Consider the following 19,103-nt stretch of genomic DNA (forward strand, 5'->3'; position numbering starts at 1 on the left):
GGGCGCCGGTTCTCAGGCCGGGACGGTCTCGCCCGGCAGGGACAGATCCAGGTCCACCGGGCGGTCGGCGCCCGGATGGGTCGCCGACGAGGCGAGCGGGGCGTGGCCCGCGGCCTTGGCGGCCAGCACGTAGGGGCCCTCGGCGGGGACCGCGAGCGCGTAGCTGCCGTCCTCCGCGGAGACGGTGGCGCCCGCCTGACGGCCCCTGCGGTCGATCAGCGTGACCTTCGCGCGGGCGACCGGGGAGCCTGCGGCATCCAGGACCCGGCCGCGGAAGCCGCGCAGCACCTCCTCGGCGCGCTCCAGGTTGGCGTCCTCCTCGCTGCTCGCGCGCAGCTGCGGGGTGCCCGACGGGCGCTGTCCCGGCAGGAACACGGCCAGCAGCAGGCCGACGGCGACGGCGCCGGTCGCGATCAGGAAGGAGACGTGGAAGCCGTGCAGGCTGGGGAACGCCGTGCCCCCGGCGTGGTTCGCCGTGTTCGCCAGCACCATGCCGATGACGGCGCTGGACACGGACGTGCCGATGGAGCGCATCAGGGTGTTGAGACCGTTGGCCGCGCCCGTCTCCGAGGCCGGCACCGCGCCGACGATCAGCGCGGGCAGCGAGGAGTAGGCCAGGCCGATACCGGCGCCGAGGACCACGGAGGTGACGACGGTCTGCCAGGCGGCGTCCATCAGGCCGAGCCCGCCGCCGTAGCCGGCCGCGATCACCAGCAGACCGATGATCAGGGTCGTCTTCGGGCCGTAGCGGGCCGAGAGCCGGGCGTAGACCGGAGCGGTGAACATCATCGTCAGACCCAGCGGAGCCACGCACAGACCGGCCACGACCATCGACCGGCCGAGGCCGTAACCGGTGGCGGTGGGCAGCTGGAGCAGCTGGGGCAGGACGAGCGAGACGACGTAGAAGCTGACGCCGACCATGATCGAGGCGAGGTTGGTGAGGAGGACCTCGCGGCGGGCCGTGGTGCGCAGGTCCACCAGGGGTGCCGCGACGCGCAGCTCCATCAGGCCCCACAGGAGCAGGACCACGACCGCCGCGGCGAACAGGCCGAGCGTGGTGCCGGAGGACCAGCCCCAGTCGCTGCCCTTGGTGATCGGCAGCAGGAGCAGGACGAGGCCGGTGGACAGGCCGAGCGCGCCCGGCAGGTCGAAGGAGCCCTCGGCGCGGGCCGGGGACTCGGGGACGACGAGAAGGGTGAGCGCGATGGCGACGACACCGAGACCGGCGGCGCCGTAGAAGAGGGTGTGCCAGTTCGCGTGCTGGGCGACGAGGGCCGCCCCGGGCAGCGCGAGGCCGCCGCCGACGCCGATCGAGGAGCTCATCAGGGCCATCGCCGAGCCGAGCTTCTCGCGGGGCAGCATGTCGCGCATGAGGCCGATGCCGAGCGGGATCGCGCCCATCGCGAAGCCCTGGAGCGCACGGCCGACGATCATGACGATCAGGTCGTTGGTGAGCGCGCTGACGAGGGCGCCCGCCACCATCACGGCGAGGCTGAGGATCAGCATCCGCCGCTTGCCGTTCAGGTCGCCCAGGCGTCCCATGATCGGTGTGGCCACGGCTCCCGCGAGCAGCGTCGAGGTCAGGACCCAGGTGGCGTTGCTCGGCTCGGTGGCCAGCAGCTCGGGCAGGTCCTTGATGACCGGGACGAGCAGGGTCTGCATCACCGCGACAACGATGCCCGCGAAGGCGAGGACCGGGACGACGGCCCCGCTCGCTCGCCGGGCGGGCTGGTCGGTCGGCGTGTGCGTCATTGAGGAAGGCCTCCAGGCCGGAAGTAAGTCGAGGGGGATCCGCGCGGGGATCGGCAGTGGAGATCCCCGCGGATACGTGCAGCTTGAACCCCGTGCCCCTGGGCAACTATTCCGATGCTTTGAGGCACTAACGAATCCTTGACCTTCTCTTGGGTGAGTGACGGGTTTGCCGGAGGCGGGCGCTGCCGTGACCGGGATCACGTGCCGGTGTGCGGTGTTCTTCGCGGGCGAGGCAACGGTTCGGGCGGCCCGCGGACTCCTTTTGACATCTAGGAGGTGCCCATGGGGGATCGCAGTTCGGTCCGGGACGAGGAGTTCCGGGCCTTCGTCACCGGTCGCTGGCCGCGGCTGATGCGTACGGCATTCCTGCTCACGGGGGAGCAGCACGCCGCGGAGGACCTGGTCCAGTCGACGCTGGAGAAGACCTTCGTGGCCTGGCGCAGGGTCGGCTCGGCCGACGACCCGGAGGCCTACGTGCGACGCGTGATGATCAACGCACATGCGCGCAGACACCGCAGGAAGCTGCGGGAGTTCCTGGCGCCGAGGGACGACTCGGGCCTCGCGCACGAGATCGCGGACACCGGTGACCGCATCTCCCAGGCCGACGACCGCAACGCCCTGCTGAAGGCGCTCGTCCAGCTGCCCCCGCGGCAGCGGCAGGCGGTGGTCCTGCGGTACTGGGAGGACCTGACCGAGAGCCAGACGGCCGAGGCGATGGGCTGTTCGGTCGGCGCGGTGAAGAGCAACGCGGCCAAGGGGATCGCGAAACTCCGTGCCATACCGGGCCTGGCCGACACGCTGACAAGTGAAGGGCGGAAGTGATGAGCGCGGACCGGGAGACGAACCACCACATGACGAACCACGACATCGCCCTGATGCTGGCCGAGGCGGCCGACGAGGTCGAGATCGGCACAGCCCCCACCGAGGCGGTCGTCCGCGGCGGCCGGCGCCGCCGGGCCCGCCGCTGGGCGCTCGCGACGGCCACCGCCCTGGTCGTCGCCGGTACGGCCGGGACGGTGGCGCTGGCCGGGACGCCCGGCGGCGGCCGGGTGGCACCCGCCGTGACGGCGCCGTCGCAGCCGACGCCCCCCGGCCTCCTCGGGCACCGGACCGTGCTGGCGCACGGCACCGACCAGGGCAAGCCGTGGAAGGTCTACGTCGATGTGTGGGCGGCACCGCGCGACGCGGCGCAGGCGCAGGCGCAGCTGTCGGAGATGATCCAGCAGGGGGAGATGCCGGTGGACGCGCGTACGGCGTCCGGCCTCGTCGGCAAGACCTCCTTCTTCGTGTACCGGAACTCCCAGGCGGAGAACTCCTGGAGCATGCACAAGTCGGTCGACGCCGAGGACGTGCAGGCGGGCGACGACCTGGAGAGCGCCGCGATGCCGCTGGAGCCCGGTTCGAAGGGGCCGCAGCGCCTGGTCGTGGGCCGGGTCGCAGGGACCGCCCGGCAGGTGACCTGTACCTGGAAGGACGGGACGTCGACGGTGGTCGACAGGGCGGCCGCCGACTCCGGCGACGACACCCCGTCCGACGAGTTCGCGATCCGGCCGGCGCAGGGCTCCCCGGACAGCTGGTTCGTGTGCCTGGCCCCGCAGGGCACGTCGTTCGAGTCGGTGAAGGTGACCCGGTAGCCGGAGGCGGACTCCGACGAGGGCAACCCGCAAGAGAGAAGGAGGGAGGGAAGGGGGGACGGAGGCGGGTGGCGCCAGGGTCGGCCGGCGGTCAGAGCCAGCCCTGGCGGCGGGCCTCCCGCATCGCCTCCATGCGGTTGCGGGTGCCGGTCTTGCCGATGGCGGAGGAGAGGTAGTTGCGGACGGTGGACTCGGACAGATGCAGCCGGGCGGCGATGTCGGCGACGGTCGCGCCGTCCGCGGAGGCGTTGAGCGCGTCGCACTCGCGGGCGGTCAGCGGGCTCGGCCCCGCGCTGAGCGCGGCCGCCGCGAGCGCGGGGTCGATCACCGTCTCCCCGGTCAGCACCCGCCGGATGGTGACCGCCAGTTCCTCCACCGGCCCGTCCTTGACGAGGAAGCCGGCGGCACCAGCCTCCATGGCCCGCCGCAGATACCCGGGCCGCCCGAAGGTGGTCAGGATCAGCACCCGGCAGTCGGGCGCCTCCTCGCGCAGCCGGGCGGCGGCGTCCAGACCGCTCAGCCCCGGCAGCTCGATGTCGAGGAGGGCGACGTCCGGACGGTGCATCAGCGCCGCGTCCACGATGGCGTCCCCGGCGGACACCTGGGCCACCACGTCGATGTCCGCCTCCATGCCCAGCAGCAGGGCCAGCGCCCCGCGCATCATTCCCTGGTCCTCCGCGAGCAGGACCCTGATGGACTTCGCGGGCCGGTGGTCCCGGGGCATCTCGTTCACCGGTCAAGGGTAGGCCGGACGGCCGCAGTCCGCCTGTGTCCCGGGCCCGTTCACGCGCTCGCCGCCACCCCGTCCGGTTCCGGCTCCACCGCGGCCACCGGGAGCTGCGCCCGTACGACGAAGCCGCCCCGGGGGCCGGGCCCGGCCGTCAGGGAACCGCCCGCCGCCGCGAGACGTTCCGTCAGGCCCTTCAGACCGGTGCCGCCGGCGGCCTCGGGCCCCGGACCGTCCGTCGCCCCGGCCGTTGCCCTGGCCGTCGTCCCGTCCGTCATCCCCGTGCCGGTGTCCCTGCTCCTGCCTATGCCCCTGCCCCTGTCCGGCGTCCCGTCCCCCGCCGGCCCGTCCCCCGCCGGCCCGTCGCACGTCCCGCCCGCGCTCCCGCCCACGCTCCCGACCGGGCTCCGGGCTGCGCCCGCCGGGCCGGTTCCGTCGTCGGTGACGGTGAGCCGCACCTGCTCCTCGCCCCCGGAGATGACGATGTCGCAGTGGGCGGCATCGCTGTGCCGGACGATGTTCGTCACCGCCTCGCGCACCACCCACCCGAGCAGGGCCTCGGCCTGGGACACCAGGGGCGGTCCCGACTGCCGCACCGAGGGCTCGACGCCCGCCGCGGCCAGTGCGGAGCGGGCCCGGTCCAGTTCCGTGGCCAGGCTGCCGTCGCGGTAGCCGGTGACCGCCTCGCGGATCTCCGTCAGCGCCTGGCGGCCCACCGACTCGATGTCCGCGATCTGGGCCAGCGAGGCCGCCGGGTCCCCGGGCGCCAGCCGCCGCGCGGCCTCCGACTTGACCACGATCACCGACAGGGTGTGACCGAGCAGGTCGTGCAGGTCGCGGGAGAAGCGCAGCCGCTCCTTCTCGACCGCGCGCCGGGCCAGTTCCTCCCGGGCGGCGCGCAGCTCCCGTACCGCCTCGGAGAGGGACAGGATCGCGGCGGTCACCATCGTCGAGATCCAGGTGGCATAGGCGATGTTGAGACCGTTCCAGCCGTCGCGGGTGCAGGAGACCACGCCCGCGAGCAGCGCCACGGCCGTGCCGAAGAACCGCAGGTGCGACAGGCGCAGCACCGCTCCCGTCGCCAGTCCCAGCAGCGGGAAGAACAGCAGCCAGCTGCCGCCGTAGCCGATGGCGAGCCCGCAGGTCACGACGGCCATCAGGCCCAGCGCCAGCCGGGTCGACAGCGCCTCCCGCGTCTCCTTGTGGAAGGCGCGGAACACCACGTAGATGTAGAGCGAGTTGAAGGTGAGCAGACCCAGGCCGCCGATCCAGGGGTTGGGCGTCTCCCCCTGGAAGAGGTTGGAGAACGCGCCCATCCCCATCAGCAGCCAGGGCAGCAGGCTGAAGCCGCTCGGCGGCGGGCCCGGGTGCTCCTGGGCCTTTCCCGCCTTGCGCGCGGCACGGCACTCCGCCATCAGGCGCTTGTGGTCCTGCCGGTGGAGCCGTTGCCGCCGCCAGGCGCGGCGGACCGCCTTGCGTGGCGCGTCGGCCCGGTGGGCGACCTCGTGGAGCCAGGACATCATGTGTTCCCCCGATCAGGCGGTCCGTCCGGACCGCCGGTACGACAGGACAGCGTACGAACCGAACACCAGCAACCAGGCCGCCAGGACGAGGATCACGTCCGGCGCGGGTGCGTGGCCGTCGGCGACGGACAGCCCGAGCCGGGCGAAGCGGTTGGCCGGGGTGCAGGCGGACAGGGCGCGCAGCCAGCCGGGGAAGAGCTCGACCGGGAACCACAGGCCGCCGACCACCGCGAGGCCCAGGTTGCACACCATGTTCACCACGCCCGTCGTCGGTCCGGTCAGCCGGTAGCCGTTGCCGAGGCCGAGCAGCGTGAACGGGAACGAGCCCAGCCACAGCAGCACCGCGAGCGCCGCCCACTGCCAGGCCGCCAGTCGTACGCCGTTGACCAGGCCACCCGCCGCGAGCACCGCGACGATCGCCGGGAGCACGGTGACCGAGCCGGTCAGCGCCCGGCCCACGACCACCTCGCGCGCTGTCATCGGGGTGACCCTGAGCTGCCGCAGCCAGCCGATCGCCCGGTCCTCGGCGACCCCGCCGCCGGTGTTGAGGGCGGAGCCGACCGCGCCGTACGCGGCCATGCCGACCATGGACGCCGTCCGCCAGCCGCCGTCGGCCTCACCGAGGTTGGTGAACAGCAGGTACATCATCACCGGCATCGCGATCCCGCCGATCACGAAGCCGATGTCGCGCAGCGTCCGGCGCGTCTCCAGCCACAGGTAGTCCAGCATCACACCGTCTCCGTGTCCCGTGAGGTAAGGGCGAGGAACGCGTCGTCCAGCGAGGCCGGAACGACCTCCAGGCCCCGGATCGCGCCCAGGTGCGCCAGCGCGACCACCGTCGCGTCGGAGTCGTCGCAGCGCAGCAGCGCCCGCTGCCCGCACACCTCGGCCGTGCGCACGCCGGGCAGCAGGGACAGGCCGTCGGGGTCGAGGCCGGCCAGGTCGAAGGAGACCAGGGTGCCGCCCGCGGCCCGCCGCAGCCCCTCGCCCGTGCCGTCGGCGACGATCCGTCCGCGGTCGACGACCACGATCCGGTCGGCGTGGGCGTCGGCCTCCTCCAGGTAGTGGGTGGAGAACAGCACGGTGTGGCCACGCTCGGCGAGGCCGCGCATCGACTCCCAGAAGGAGTGCCGCGCCTCCACGTCCAGCGCGTCGGTCGGCTCGTCCAGGACGATCAGCGCGGGGTTCCCGGCGAGCGCCAGCGCGAACCGCACGCGCTGGATCTGGCCGCCGGAGAGCCGGTCCACGCGCCGTCCGGCGAGGTCGGCGACGCCGGCCAGCTCCAGGACCCGGCCGACCGGCATCGGTGCCGGATAGCGGCCGGCCACGAACGAGACCAGCTCGCGGACCGTCACCCGGGGGACGGCCCGTGCTTCCTGGAGCATGGCGCCCACCCGGCCGGCGCGTACGGAGCGCTCCGGGGGGCCGCCGAACAGTTCCACCGTGCCCGCGTCGGGTTCGTACAGTCCGAGCAGCAGCGCGATCGTCGTGGATTTCCCGGCCCCGTTGCGGCCCAGCAGCGCGACGGTCTCGCCGCGCGCGATCTCCAGGTCGAGGCCGTCGACGGCGCGCACCGCGCCGAAGGCCTTGACCACCCCCGTGAAGGACACGGCCGACTGTGTCTGTGTCATGCCGTCGACGCTACGGACCGGGGATGCCGGCCGGGCAGAGGCGCTTGTACGGACTCGGACAGGACAAATGTCACGGGGCGCGGGCCGGTCGGGTCCGGGGGCGTCGGTGCCGGGCTCGGGCCGGGCCGGGGTTGTCCGACACGAGAGCTGACGCTGCGTCAGGAGTCTTCACAACTGCCGAGGCCTGGGCTATACAAGGGGGCGCCCTATGGAACGCGTTCTAGATCCGGCGGGTTCCGTGGCCTCGTGACGACCTCGGTGCGGCCGACGGTGCGGACGGTCGTGCCGGGGTCTTGCCCGCCGCCGGGACCGCCCGCCCCCGACCAGCCGTCCGCGTCAGCCGCTTCCGACCAGCCGTCCGCGTCAGCCGCTCCCGACCAGCCGTCCGCGTCAGCCGTCCACGCCGTTCGTACGAGTCCGCCGTCCCGCCCGCCGTCCGGGCCGGCCGTCACCCTCAGGAGCCCCATGCCCATCGACGCAGCCAAGGCACTCGCCGCCGCACCCCGCACCGGTGAGATCAGTTGGGACAGCAGGGACGTCCAGCTCTACCACCTCGGGATCGGGGCCGGAATCCCCGCCACCGACCCCGACGAGCTGCGCTACACGCTGGAGTCCCGGCTGCACGTCCTGCCCAGCTTCGCCACCGTCGCGGGCGCCGGTCGGCCCGGTGTGATCAGCGGACTGTCCATGCCCGGCATCGAGGTCGACCTCGCCCGGGTGCTGCACGGCGGGCAGTCGCTGACCGTCCACCGCCCGCTGCCCGTCCAGGGCACCGCGACCAGCACCGGCAGGATCGCCGCCGTGTACGACAAGGGCAAGGCCGCCGTGCTGGTCATGCGCACCGAGGTCGCCGACGCCGACGGCCCGCTGTGGACGAACGACGCGCAGATCTTCGTACGGGGGGAAGGCGGCTGGGGCGGCGACCGCGGTCCGTCCGCCCGCCTCGAACCCCCGGCCGGCCCGCCGGACCGGGTCGTGGAACGGGCCGTCCGTGAGGACCAGGCGCTCCTCTACCGCCTCTCGGGCGACTGGAACCCGCTGCACGCCGACCCCGAGTTCGCCAAGGTCGCCGGCTTCGAGCGGCCCATCCTGCACGGGCTGTGCACCTACGGGATCGCGCTGAAGGCGGTCGTCGACACGCTGCTGGGCGGTGACGTGACCCGGGTCCGCGGCTACGACACCCGCTTCGCCGGGGTCGTGTACCCGGGCGAGAGCCTGCGCATCCGTATGTGGGGACCGGGGGACGGGGAGGTCCGGGTCGCGGTGAGCTCCGTGGACCGGGACGACGCCCCCGTCCTCGCCGACACCGTCGTCCGCCACTCCTGAGCCCGTACACCGCCGAAGCCGCCGACGAACAGGCCGTTGCCGAAGCATCCGTTGCCGAGGCGGCCGCAGCCGAAGAGGCCACCGACGAACGAGCCGCTGTAGAAGCCACCGCCGAGGGGAGCCGCACCATGCGCGCAGCCGTACTGCACGAGATCGGCCAGGACAAGCTGGAGGTCCTCGACGACGTCGAGGCGGTGGGCTTCGGCCCGGGCAGGGTGCGGATCCGGGTCCGGGCCACGGGCCTGTGCCACTCGGACCTGTCCGCGATGAACGGGGTGCTGCCGCAGCCGGCGCCGTTCGTGCCCGGACACGAGGGCGCGGGCGAGATCGTCGAGGTCGGCGAGGGCGTCACCGGGCTGAAGGCCGGTGACCGGGTCGTGGTCTGCTGGCTGCCCGCCTGCGGGGCGTGTCCGGCCTGCCGGCGCGGCCAGACGGAGCTGTGCCTGGCCGGGTTCATGAACGCGGGCACCCCCAACTTCCGGCGCCCCGGCGGGGACGTCTTCGGCTTCGCCGGCACCGGCACCTTCGCCGAGGAGGTCGTCGTCGACGCCGGATGCGCGGTGCCGATACCCGACGACGTGCCCTTCGACATCGCCGCCCTGATCGGCTGCGGGGTCACCACCGGTCTCGGCGCCGCCCTCAACACCGCGGACGTGACGGCCGGTTCGTCGGTCGCCGTCATCGGCTGCGGAGGCGTGGGCATCTCCGCGATCCAGGGGGCACGGCTCAGGGGCGCCGCCGAGATCGTCGCCGTCGACCCGGTCGCCGCCCGCCGCGAGGCCGCTCTGCGGTTCGGCGCCACGCAGGCCGTCTCGCCCGAGGAACTGCCCGGCGCCAAGCAACAGGTCACCGGCGGCGAGGGCTTCGACTACGTCTTCGAGGTCGTCGGCAGGTCCGCCACCGCCCGCACGGCGTACGACAACACCCGGCGCGGCGGCACGCTCGTCGTCGTCGGCGCCGGAGCCATGGACGACCAGCTCCAGCTGAACATGTTCGAGCTGTTCTTCGACGAGAAGCGCATCCTGCCCTCGATGTACGGCGGGGGAGACGTCCTGCGCTCCTACGAGCGGACCATCGCCCTGTGGCGGGCCGGCCGTATCGACCTGGCGGGCCTGATCACCCACCGGGTCGCGCTGGCGGAGATCAACGAGGCCCTGGACCAGATGCGTACGGGGACGGCCCTGCGCACCTGCATCGAGATCTGAGACCGGCAGCAGGGGAGGGGACCCGATGTCACTGCCACTTCAGGGGCGGTCCGCGATCGTCACCGGCGCGGGCCGCGGTCTCGGCCGGGTCGAGGCGCTGGAGCTCGCCCGGCTGGGCGCGGCCGTCGTCGTCAACGACTTCGGGCAGCCCGGCCGGGACGGCTCGGGCGCGGCCGGCGCCGGGCCCGCCGAGGACGTCGTGGCGGAGATCCGCCGGGCCGGGGGCCGCGCCCTCGCGCACACGGGGGACGTCGCCGACTTCGAGCAGGCCCGCGGGCTGGTGGCCGCGGCGGTCGACGCGTTCGGGAAACTGGACATCCTGGTCAACAACGCCGGGATCCTGCGGGACCGGATGGTGTTCTCGATGTCCGAGGAGGAGTGGGACTCCGTGCTCCGGGTCCACCTCAAGGGGCACTTCAACACGACCCGCTTCGCGGCCGCGCACTGGCGGGAGCGGTCGAAGGCGGCGAGCGCGCCGGTCTACGGGCGGATCGTGAACACCTCCTCGGAGGCCTTCCTGGCGGGCTCCGCCGGCCAGCCCAACTACGCGGCGGCGAAGGGCGGAATCGTCGGCCTGACCACCTCCACGGCCCTCGCCCTCGCCAAGTACGGGGTGACGGCGAACGTCATCTGCCCGCGTGCCCGCACCCGGATGACCGAGGACGTCTTCTCCGGGGCGGGCTTCGAGCCGCCGGCCGAGGGACTCGACCCGCTCGCCCCGGAGCATGTCGCCCCGCTCGTCGGCTATCTCGCCTCACCGGCCGCCGCGCGGATCAACGGGCAGCTGCTCGTCGTCCACGGCGGCATGGTGGCGGTCGTCGAACGGCCGCGCGTCCAGGCGCAGTTCGACAGCAAGCAGGACACTTTCAGCTACGACGAGCTGGACGCCCTGCTGACCCCGCACTACGCGGACCGGCCCCCGGCGGAGACGTTCGCGGCGGCGGAGGTACTGGGACTCAGGCGCCGCTAGACGCGTCGTACACGGGACGAGGCTCCCGGGGAAACGGAAGGGGCCCGCTCACCTCTGGTGCGCGGGCCCCTCGCGGCGTACTGTCAGGCAGGCGCTTCGACGTCCTCGGTCGGCCTGCGGTGACGGCCGTGAGGAGCCGTCTCCGTGTCCTGCGCCGCGGTCTGACCGCGGTGCCTGCCGTGGCCGGAGTCCTCCCAGATGTCGGAGGACAGCGGCTGCGTCGTGGTTGCGTCGCTCATCGGAAAACTTCACCCCGTCAACATGATCCTTCTTAACAGCCGGGTGAGTTTAACCAACGCCCCTCGGCCTGGATCCAGGCGGCCACGCCAACCGGCACTAGTTCGTTACATGACGCGCCTGCGGCGCCTGCTGCAAGGGCACGGGACGGGGTGCGACCGGCTGCGGAGGTTCCTCTTCCGGAAGCTGCCGGGGCTCCGGGGCCTCCGTGGGCGCCCCCTGCCCGGCCGGCCCCGGCCACAGCGCCCGCGGCGCCGCCGGGATCTGTACCTCCGCCACCGCGCACGGCACCGACTGCGTGGCGTACGGCAGTCGCAGCACCCCGTTCGGCGTCCACAGCCCGGTGCCCGTCAGCCATCCCTCGGGCGCCGGAAGGTGATGCATCTGCCGCTCGGCCGGCCGCCACACCCCGACCCAGCTGCCGAGCGGCCCGTCGATGCGCAGCGCCACCGCACAGCTCTCCGGCGTCAGCACCTGCTCCGGCTGGATCGCGAACGGCGTCACCGCGCACGCCGCCACCCGCAGGCACTCCGGGAAGCGCACCGGCAGCGAGCTGCCCAGCACCCCCCAGCCCAGCCGGTGCTCACCGGGCGAGGGCGCGTCGGAGCGGATCAGCAGCAGCCCGCTGTCGGCGTCGGCGAGCAGCACCCGGTCGTCGCTTTCGGCCGCGATCTGGAGCAGCGGAGACACCTCGCCACCGCGCTCCAGATCCACCACGACCGCCTTGGTCCGGCCGTCCAGCTCCCGGTCGAGCGCCAGCATCCGCCCCGTGCGGTCCAGCCACGCCCCGCCCGAGCAGCGTCCGGGGACCTCGGCGAGGTGCTCGGGCCCGAAGGCGCCGCCCGCCACCAGCCACACCGCCGTGGAGCGCAGGCCCACGGCCAGCGCGTACGCCCGCCGGCCGCCCGGGGCCGGGGGCAGCAGCCGCAGCCGGGTGCCGTCGTCCGGGCACTCGACCGAGCCCAGCGGCAGCTCTCCGGTGTCCGGGCCGGTGGGGTAGAGCAGGGAGAAGACGTGCCGGCCGTCCACCACCCGGCGGATGAGGACCCGCCCGTCCTCCATGGGCTGGACCTCGGTGCCCGGCTCCTCGGGCTGGTTGCCGGGCAGCGGCACGGCGTAGGGCTCGGGGCCGTCGAGCGTCCAGCGCTCCGGCAGCCAGGAGCCGCCGGCGCGCGCGAGACGGGCGGCGTAGGCGCCGTCCGCCGTGATCGTGCAGCCCGGCCGTGGCGCGCCGTCGTCCTCGTCGGTCGCCGCGGGTTCGATCGCACAGGCCGTCATCGTTCGGTCACCTCCGGCGACGAAGCTAGTTTTCGTACACGCGGAGAAAGGGCCGCCGGGCGGTCGCTTCACACATACGTGTGGTGCAGAAGCGATTCAGCTGAGGGGGGCGGGACCGGTGTGCTGACCGGCGGCGGTCCCGGCCGCCTCGCCCCGAGCCGGTACGGCCGGGCAGAACGGCCAGGTAGCCTTGCACCCGTGCCCCGTCTGTCTGAAGTCATCGCCGCGCTGGAGAATCTGTGGCCCGCCGAGCGGGCCGAGTCCTGGGACGCGGTCGGCACCGTCGTGGGAGATCCCGACCAGGAGGTCGCCCGGGTCCTGTTCGCCGTCGACCCGGTCCAGGAGATCGTCGACGAGGCGGTGAAGCTGGGCGCCGACCTGCTGGTCACCCACCACCCGCTGTACCTGCGCGGTACGACGACGGTCGCGGCCTCCACCTTCAAGGGCCGCGTGGTGCACACCCTCATCAGGAACGACATCGCCCTGCACGTCGCCCACACCAACGCCGACACGGCCGACCCGGGCGTCAGCGACGCGCTCGCCGGAGCGCTCGACCTGCGGGTGGTGCGTCCGCTCGTGCCGGATCCCGCCGATCCCGAGGGCCGCCGCGGCCTGGGCCGGGTCTGCGCACTGGACCACCCGCTGCCGCTGCGCGAGTTCGCCGCCCGCGCCGCCGAGCGGCTGCCCGCCACCGCGCAGGGCATCCGCGTCGCGGGCGACCCCGAGCAGGTCGTGCGCACGGTCGCGGTCAGCGGCGGTTCCGGCGACAGCCTCTTCGACCATGTGCGGGCGGCAGGCGTCGACGCGTTCCTCACCGCCGACCTGCGCCACCACCCGGCGTCCGAGTTCCTGGCGGGCACCGCCCACAGTCCTCTCGCGCTGCTCGACGCGGCGCACTGGGCCACCGAGTGGCCCTGGTGCGAGCTGGCGGCCGCCCAGCTCGACGAGATCTCCGACCGGCACGGATGGGACCTGCGCGTCCACGTCTCGAAGACGGTCACCGACCCCTGGACCGCCCACGCGGCGTCCACCACGACGAACACCCCTGGAGCCCCCAACTGAACGCCGCGCCCGCCGACCAGATCCGACTCCTCGACGTCCAGGCCCTCGACGTCCGTCTCCAGCAGCTCGCGCACAAGCGGCGGTCGCTGCCCGAGCACGCCGAGATCGAGTCGCTGACCAAGGACCTCACGCAGCTGCGCGACCTGCTGGTGGCCGCGCAGACCGAGGAGAGCGACTGCGCCCGCGAGCAGACCAAGGCCGAGCAGGACGTGGACCAGGTCCGCCAGCGCGCCGCCCGCGACCAGCAGCGCCTCGACTCGGGCGCCGTCACCTCCCCCAAGGACCTGGAGAACCTCCAGAAGGAGATCGTCTCCCTCGCCAAGCGCCAGGGCGACCTGGAGGACGTCGTCCTGGAGGTCATGGAGCGCCGCGAGTCCGCGCAGGAGCGGGTGGCCGAACTGACCGAGCGGGTCGGCTCCGTCCAGTCGAAGATCGACGACGCCACGAGCCGCCGCGACGCCGCCTTCGAGGAGATCGACGGCGAGGCCGCCACGGTGACCAAGGAGCGTGAGGTCGTCGCCGCCTCCGTCCCCGCCGACCTGCTCAAGCTCTACGACAAGCTGCGCCAGCAGCAGGGCGGCATCGGCGCGGCCAAGCTGTACCAGCGCACCTGCCAGGGCTGCCGCCAGGAGCTGTCGATCACCGACTTCAACGCGGTCCGCGCGGCCGCCTCGGACCAGGTCGTCCGCTGCGAGAACTGCGGCCGCATCCTGGTGCGTACGTCCGACTCCGGCCTGTAAGGGGCCTTGGGCGTGCGGGAGTTCATCGTCGAGGCCGACGGCGGTTCCCGGGGCAACCCGGGGCCCGCGGGCTACGGTTCCGTGGTGATCGACGCGGCGAGCGGGGAGACCCTCGCCGAGCGGGCGGAGTACATCGGCGTCGCCACGAACAACGTGGCCGAGTACCGGGGTCTGGTGGCCGGGCTGCGCGCCGCCCATGAACTCGACCCGTCCGCCGAGGTCCACGTCCGGATGGACTCCAAGCTCGTCGTCGAGCAGATGTCGGGCCGCTGGAAGATCAAGCACCCCGACATGAAGCCGCTCGCGGCCGAGGCCGCGCGGATCCTCCCGCCGGCACAGGTCACCTACGAGTGGATCCCCCGCGAGCGCAACAAGCACGCCGACCGGCTGGCGAACGAGGCGATGGACGCGGGCAAGCGGGGCGAGCAGTGGTCCGCGTCGGCGTCCACCGCCGACCTGGACACCCGTGCGTCGAGGTCGGCGGCCGCCGCGTCCGCGGCCCCCGAGCCCACGGGCCCGCCCGGCGACGCCGCCGCGGGCGCCGCGAGGGCACGGGCGGCACTGGCGGCCCGCCGCCCCACCGCCGACACGGGCGCCCGCGTGGCCGACGCCGGCACAGACACCGGTACCGGTAGCGGCGTCGGCCCGGTTGCCGGTGGGTCGGCTGCCGACGCGACGGGCGCGTCCCCGGCCGGTCCCGGAGCGCCTGCCGCCGCGACCGGGGCGCCTGCCTCGGCTGCCGACGCGCCCGGCGCCGCTGCCGGTGCGGCTGAGGCTGAGGCTGAGGCTGCGTCTGCCGCCACGTCCGCCGTGCCTGCCGCCACGCCCGTTGCCGTCCCTCCCGCCGGTACGCCCGGCGCGTCTGCCGTCGGTCCCGGTGTGCAGGACCGTGCCGTCAGAGCCGCCGCCGATGTCCGTGCCGCCCGTGCCGTCCGTGACGTGCCCGCGCCCGGGTGGGCCCCCGCCGACATGGGCGCACCGGCGACCTTCGTGCTGCTGCGGCACGGGGAGACGCCGCTGACCCCGCAGAAGCGGTTCTCCGGGAGCGGCGGCACCGACCCCTCGCTCTCCGCTGCCGGGCGCGAGCAGGCCGAGCGGGTCGCGGCCGCGCTGCTGCGCCGCGGCACGATCCAGGCGATCGTCGCCTCCCCGCTCGCCCGCACCCGGGAGACCGCCGCGGTCGTCGCCGCCCGCCTGGGTCTCGACGTGACGATCGACGACGGGCTGCGGGAGACCGACTTCGGCGCCTGGGAGGGGCTCACCTTCGGCGAGGTCCGCGAGCGCCACCGGCAGGACCTGGACGCCTGGCTCGCCGACCCCGAGGCCGCGCCCAGCGGCGGCGGCGAGAGCTTCGCGGCCACCGCCGTCCGGATCGCCGCCACCCGCGACCGGCTGGTCGCCGCCCACGCGGGCCGTACGGTGCTGCTGGTCAGCCATGTGACCCCGATCAAGACGCTGCTGCGGCTCGCCCTGGGCGCCCCGCCCGAGTCCCTGTTCCGGATGGAGCTGTCGGCCGCCTCCCTGTCGGCGGTGGCGTACTACGCGGACGGCAACGCCAGCGTGCGGCTCTTCAACGACACGTCCCACCTGCGCTGAGGGCCGCCGCAGCGCGGGCCAGCCGCTCGACCCGGTCCCAGTCGCGGGCCGCCAGCGCCTCCGCCGGGACCATCCAGCTGCCGCCCACGCAGCCGACGTTGGGCAGCGCCAGGTACTCCGGGGCCGACTCGGGCCCGATCCCGCCGGTCGGGCAGAACCGGGCCTGCGGCAGCGGACCGGCCAGCGACCTCAGATAGGCCGTGCCGCCCGCGGCCTGCGCCGGGAAGAACTTCATCTCCCGCACCCCGCGCTCCAGCAGCGCCACGACCTCCGACGCGGTCGACACCCCCGGCAGGAAGGGCACGCCGGACGTCCGCATCGCCGCCAGCAGTACGTCCGTCCAGCCGGGGCTGACCAGGAAGCCCGCCCCGGCCGCGGTGCACGCCTGCACCTGCTCCGGCGTGATCACCGTGCCCGCGCCGACCACCGCGTCCGGCACCGCCCCGGCGATCGCGTGGATCGCGTCCAGGGCGGCCGGGGTCCGCAGGGTCACCTCGATCGCCGGCAGCCCGCCCGCGACCAGGGCCCGCGCCAGCGGTACGGCGTCGGCGGCGTCCTGGAGCACCACCACCGGCAGAACGGGTGCGAGATCCAGCACCGATGCGGGTGCCGGTGCCGGTGCCGATGCCGGGGCAGCCGAAGGGGAGGGCGGTGGCGAGGTCATGGCCTCATCCTGCCCATGGCGCGCACTCTGCGCAAAGGGCGTTGCGCATGCTGCAATGCGACGCCCGGTGTGGCTCAGTGGATCTCCGTCACCACCACGTCCAGCGCCCACGGCCGCCCCGCCCTCGCGGGCGGCTGCGCCTCCACCACGTACCCGAGGTCGCGCAGCGCCTCCACCAGCGTGGCCGGGTCCTTCGGCGCGATCCCCTCGGTCAGCAGGCCGCGTACGATCCGCCCCTTGGTCGCCTTGTTGAAGTGGCTGACCACCGACCGCTTCTCCACCCCGTCCACCACCTGGGAGTGCAGCACGCGCACGGTGGCGGTCCGCCCGGCGACCTCGCCCTGCGGCTTCCACGCCGCCGTGTACGCCGACGACCGCAGGTCCAGCACCAGCCCGTCCGCGGCCGCCTCGGGCAGCACCGACGCCATCGGCGTACGCCAGTACGTGCTCAGCGCCCCGAGTCCGGGCAGCTTCACGCCCATGGAGCAGCGGTAGGAGGGGATCCGGTCCGTCACCCGGACCGCGCCCCAAAGCCCGGAGAAGACCAGCAGGCAACGCGCGGCCCGCCGCTTCGCCGCCGCGTCGAGCGAGGACAGGCCGAGGGCGTCGTAGAGGACACCCATGTAGACCTCCCCGGCCGGTCGCGCGCCCGCCGTCCGCAGCCGCGCGTTCTTCGCGACCTCGCCGCGCAGGCCCTCGCTCAGCCCGAGCACCTCGCGTGCCTTGTCCTCGTCGCCCGCGCACAGCTCGGCCAGCTCGTCGAGCACGGCCTCGCGGGCGGCGGTGAGCCCCGGCAGCGACAGCGACTCCGGCTTCAGCGGGGCGCCGCGGCCGGAAGCGGCCTTGCCTTCGGACGGAGGCAGCAGGACAAGCACACGTACTCCTTCGATAGAGCTCCGCGCCAGCGTACGGCGTTCGGGCGAGCGGCCGGGACGGCGTGCGACCGCGGTCCGCGGAGGCAGGCAGGCGCCGGGAGGCGGGGGCAGGGCCAGGGGGCAGCGGCCGGGAGGCGGGTGGCGGGAGGCGGGGCCAGGGCCAGGGGGCAGCGGCCGGGAGGCGGGAGGCGGGGCCGTGGGGCAGGGTCGTGGGGCAGGGCCAGGAGGCGGGAGGAGGGGCCGTGGGGCAGGGCCAGGAGGCGGGAGGCAGGGTCGGGGGCAGGGGCGGTGCGGTCGGGAAGGCCAGGCGGACGGCCCGGCGGATGCCCGGGTGGATGCCCGGGCAGAGGGCCGGCGGATGTCCGGATGCCGCCCCCCTGCCCCCGCCCTACGCTCGCTGTATGCCCCGCCGCCCCATCCGCGTGCCCGGTGCCCCCGAAGCCCCGCTGCGGGCCGCCTTCACCGCGCTGCGGGCCCGGCTCGGCACGCCCGAGGGCTTCCCACCCGCGGTCCTGGCCGAGGCGGACCGGGCGGCGGCGGCGACACCCGAGCCGTCCGGCATCGACGCCACCGACATCCCCTTCTGCACCATCGACCCACCCGGCTCCGCCGACCTCGACCAGGCACTGCACCTGTCCCGGACGGCCACCGGCTACCGCGTCCGCTACGCCATCGCCGACGTCGCCGGCTTCGTCGTACCGGGCGGAGCGCTGGACGCGGAGGCCCAGCGGCGGGTGACGACGCTGTACTTCCCGGACGGGCACATCCCGTTGCACCCGCCGTCGCTCGGCGAGGGCGCCGCGAGCCTGCTCCCGGGCCGGGTGCGCCCGGCCGTGCTGTGGACGATCGACCTCGACGCGGACGGTCGCAAGCTCGTCGCCGACGTGCGCCGGGCCCGCGTGCGCAGCCGGGCCGCACTCGACTACGCGGGCGTGCAGCGGCAGATCGACGCGGGCACCGCCGAGGAGCCCCTCGCGCTGCTGAGCACCGTCGGACGACTGCGCCTACGGCTGGAGGCCGAACGCGGCGGGATCTCGCTCGACGTGCCCGAGCAGGAGATCGTCCGGTACGACCACACCTACCGGCCGACCTACCGCGCCCCGCTCTCCGTCGAAACCTGGAACGCCCAGATCTCCCTGCTCACCGGCATGACGGCGGCCGACCTGATGCTGCTGTACGGCACCGGCGTGCTGCGCACCCTGCCCGCCGCGCCGGACGATGGGGGTCCCCCCGATCGAGCGCATTCGAGAGTGGGGGAGGTCGGCCGGCTGCGCCGTACCGCGCACGCCCTGCACATCGAGTGGCCGCACCATGTCTCGTACGCGGCGCTCATCCGCACCCTCGACCCGCACCTGCCGCGGCACGCGGCCTTCCTCCAGGAGTGCACGACCCTGCTGCGCGGCGCGGGCTACACGGTGTTCCGGGACGGCGACCTCCCCGCCGTCGCCACCCATGCGGCGGTCGCCGCGCCCTACGCCCACTGCACGGCCCCGCTGCGCCGGCTCGCCGACCGGTACGCCTCCGAGCTCTGCCTCGCGGCCGGCGCGGGCCAGGCCCCGCCCGACTGGGTGCTCGCCGCCCTGGACGCGCTGCCCGCGCGGATGCGGGACGGCAGCCGGCGCGCGGCCGCGGTGGAGCGCGCCTGTGTCGACATCGTCGAGGCCGCGGTGCTCGCCGACCGGGTCGGGGACCTCTTCGACGGCTGCGTGGTGGACGTCGAGGAGCACCGGCCGGCCGTGGGAACCGTCCGGCTGGCGGACCCGGCGGTGGTCGGGCGGATCGAGGACGAGCGGGGCGAGCCCCTGCCGCTGGGGGAGCGGCTGCGGGTCCGTCTCACCCACGCCGACCCGCTCGCCCCGCACGTACGCTTCGCCCCGGCCTGA

At 74.3% G+C, this 19,103-nt stretch carries 18 protein-coding genes; 9 read left to right on the forward strand and 9 right to left on the reverse strand.

What is annotated here, in order from left to right; translation table 11 throughout:
- Window positions 1–12 precede the first annotated feature (12 nt).
- The gene (locus ACZ7OY_RS03690) at window positions 13–1,752 is read right to left on the reverse strand and encodes an MFS transporter (RefSeq protein WP_471909852.1); all 1,740 of its coding nucleotides are present in this window, start codon (window positions 1,750–1,752) and stop codon (window positions 13–15) included.
- A 282-nt stretch (window positions 1,753–2,034) separates the two neighbouring features.
- Between ACZ7OY_RS03690 and ACZ7OY_RS03695 the strand changes: the two genes are divergently transcribed.
- A complete protein-coding gene (locus tag ACZ7OY_RS03695) occupies window positions 2,035–2,574 on the forward strand; it encodes a SigE family RNA polymerase sigma factor (RefSeq protein ID WP_351616083.1) in 540 nt (179 codons plus the stop codon).
- Entirely contained in the window at window positions 2,574–3,386 is an 813-nt protein-coding gene (locus ACZ7OY_RS03700) for a hypothetical protein (protein ID WP_471909853.1), read from the forward strand. The genes ACZ7OY_RS03695 and ACZ7OY_RS03700 overlap by 1 nt, the downstream gene beginning before the upstream one ends.
- Window positions 3,387–3,477: 91 nt before the next feature.
- Here ACZ7OY_RS03700 and ACZ7OY_RS03705 read toward each other — a convergent pair whose 3' ends face one another.
- From ACZ7OY_RS03705 to ACZ7OY_RS03720, 4 genes are read right to left on the reverse strand one after another with little or no spacing between them, the layout of a single operon-like run.
- Window positions 3,478–4,110, reverse strand: coding sequence for a response regulator (locus ACZ7OY_RS03705; RefSeq protein WP_471910370.1), 633 nt, complete (start codon window positions 4,108–4,110; stop codon window positions 3,478–3,480).
- A 59-nt stretch (window positions 4,111–4,169) separates the two neighbouring features.
- Window positions 4,170–5,633: a sensor histidine kinase gene (locus ACZ7OY_RS03710; protein ID WP_471909854.1), complete on the reverse strand. Its 1,464-nt coding sequence runs from the start codon at window positions 5,631–5,633 to the stop codon at window positions 4,170–4,172.
- Window positions 5,634–5,648: 15 nt separating this feature from the next.
- Window positions 5,649–6,365: an ABC transporter permease gene (locus ACZ7OY_RS03715; RefSeq protein WP_471909855.1), complete on the reverse strand. Its 717-nt coding sequence runs from the start codon at window positions 6,363–6,365 to the stop codon at window positions 5,649–5,651.
- Complete coding sequence (locus ACZ7OY_RS03720; protein WP_471909856.1) at window positions 6,365–7,267, reverse strand: ABC transporter ATP-binding protein; 903 nt, start codon at window positions 7,265–7,267, stop codon at window positions 6,365–6,367. The genes ACZ7OY_RS03715 and ACZ7OY_RS03720 overlap by 1 nt, the downstream gene beginning before the upstream one ends.
- 465 nt (window positions 7,268–7,732) lie before the next feature.
- Between ACZ7OY_RS03720 and ACZ7OY_RS03725 the strand changes: the two genes are divergently transcribed.
- The 3 genes from ACZ7OY_RS03725 to ACZ7OY_RS03735 all read left to right on the forward strand — a co-directional run bounded on the left by ACZ7OY_RS03725 (window position 7,733) and on the right by ACZ7OY_RS03735 (window position 10,768).
- On the forward strand, window positions 7,733–8,593 hold the full coding sequence (locus ACZ7OY_RS03725; protein ID WP_471909857.1) for a MaoC/PaaZ C-terminal domain-containing protein: 861 nt from the start codon (window positions 7,733–7,735) through the stop codon (window positions 8,591–8,593).
- 128 nt (window positions 8,594–8,721) lie between these two features.
- Window positions 8,722–9,798 carry a Zn-dependent alcohol dehydrogenase gene (locus ACZ7OY_RS03730; RefSeq protein ID WP_471909858.1) on the forward strand — a complete coding sequence of 359 codons (1,077 nt, stop codon included), beginning with the start codon at window positions 8,722–8,724 and terminating at the stop codon, window positions 9,796–9,798.
- Window positions 9,799–9,823: 25 nt separating this feature from the next.
- Complete coding sequence (locus ACZ7OY_RS03735) at window positions 9,824–10,768, forward strand: 3-oxoacyl-ACP reductase (protein WP_471909859.1); 945 nt, start codon at window positions 9,824–9,826, stop codon at window positions 10,766–10,768.
- Window positions 10,769–10,851: 83 nt separating this feature from the next.
- Here ACZ7OY_RS03735 and ACZ7OY_RS03740 read toward each other — a convergent pair whose 3' ends face one another.
- Complete coding sequence (locus ACZ7OY_RS03740; protein WP_471909860.1) at window positions 10,852–11,007, reverse strand: hypothetical protein; 156 nt, start codon at window positions 11,005–11,007, stop codon at window positions 10,852–10,854.
- Window positions 11,008–11,104: 97 nt separating this feature from the next.
- A complete protein-coding gene (locus tag ACZ7OY_RS03745; RefSeq protein ID WP_471909861.1) occupies window positions 11,105–12,283 on the reverse strand; it encodes a hypothetical protein in 1,179 nt (392 codons plus the stop codon).
- 198 nt (window positions 12,284–12,481) lie between these two features.
- Here ACZ7OY_RS03745 and ACZ7OY_RS03750 point away from each other — a divergent pair, with 198 nt between their 5' ends.
- The 3 genes from ACZ7OY_RS03750 to ACZ7OY_RS03760 are packed head-to-tail and all read left to right on the forward strand — an operon-like array spanning window position 12,482 to window position 15,681.
- Complete coding sequence (locus tag ACZ7OY_RS03750; RefSeq protein WP_471909862.1) at window positions 12,482–13,345, forward strand: Nif3-like dinuclear metal center hexameric protein; 864 nt, start codon at window positions 12,482–12,484, stop codon at window positions 13,343–13,345.
- The gene (locus ACZ7OY_RS03755) at window positions 13,342–14,085 is read left to right on the forward strand and encodes a zinc ribbon domain-containing protein (protein ID WP_471910371.1); all 744 of its coding nucleotides are present in this window, start codon (window positions 13,342–13,344) and stop codon (window positions 14,083–14,085) included. The genes ACZ7OY_RS03750 and ACZ7OY_RS03755 overlap by 4 nt, the downstream gene beginning before the upstream one ends.
- Window positions 14,086–14,097: 12 nt before the next feature.
- Window positions 14,098–15,681 (forward strand): bifunctional RNase H/acid phosphatase, encoded by a 1,584-nt coding sequence (locus ACZ7OY_RS03760; RefSeq protein WP_471909863.1) that lies wholly within the window; start codon window positions 14,098–14,100, stop codon window positions 15,679–15,681.
- On the opposite strand, the gene eda is transcribed toward ACZ7OY_RS03760, so the two are convergent.
- Complete coding sequence (gene eda / locus ACZ7OY_RS03765; protein WP_471909864.1) at window positions 15,656–16,345, reverse strand: bifunctional 4-hydroxy-2-oxoglutarate aldolase/2-dehydro-3-deoxy-phosphogluconate aldolase; 690 nt, start codon at window positions 16,343–16,345, stop codon at window positions 15,656–15,658. The genes ACZ7OY_RS03760 and eda overlap by 26 nt on opposite strands.
- 74 nt (window positions 16,346–16,419) lie before the next feature.
- Window positions 16,420–17,220: a peroxide stress protein YaaA gene (gene yaaA, locus ACZ7OY_RS03770; protein ID WP_471909865.1), complete on the reverse strand. Its 801-nt coding sequence runs from the start codon at window positions 17,218–17,220 to the stop codon at window positions 16,420–16,422.
- A gap of 401 nt (window positions 17,221–17,621) precedes the next feature.
- Here yaaA and ACZ7OY_RS03775 point away from each other — a divergent pair, with 401 nt between their 5' ends.
- Window positions 17,622–19,103, forward strand: a complete 1,482-nt coding sequence (locus tag ACZ7OY_RS03775) for an RNB domain-containing ribonuclease (protein WP_471909866.1) — start codon at window positions 17,622–17,624, stop codon at window positions 19,101–19,103.

The sequence above is a fragment of the Streptomyces sp. NPDC107559 genome (assembly GCF_055657365.1).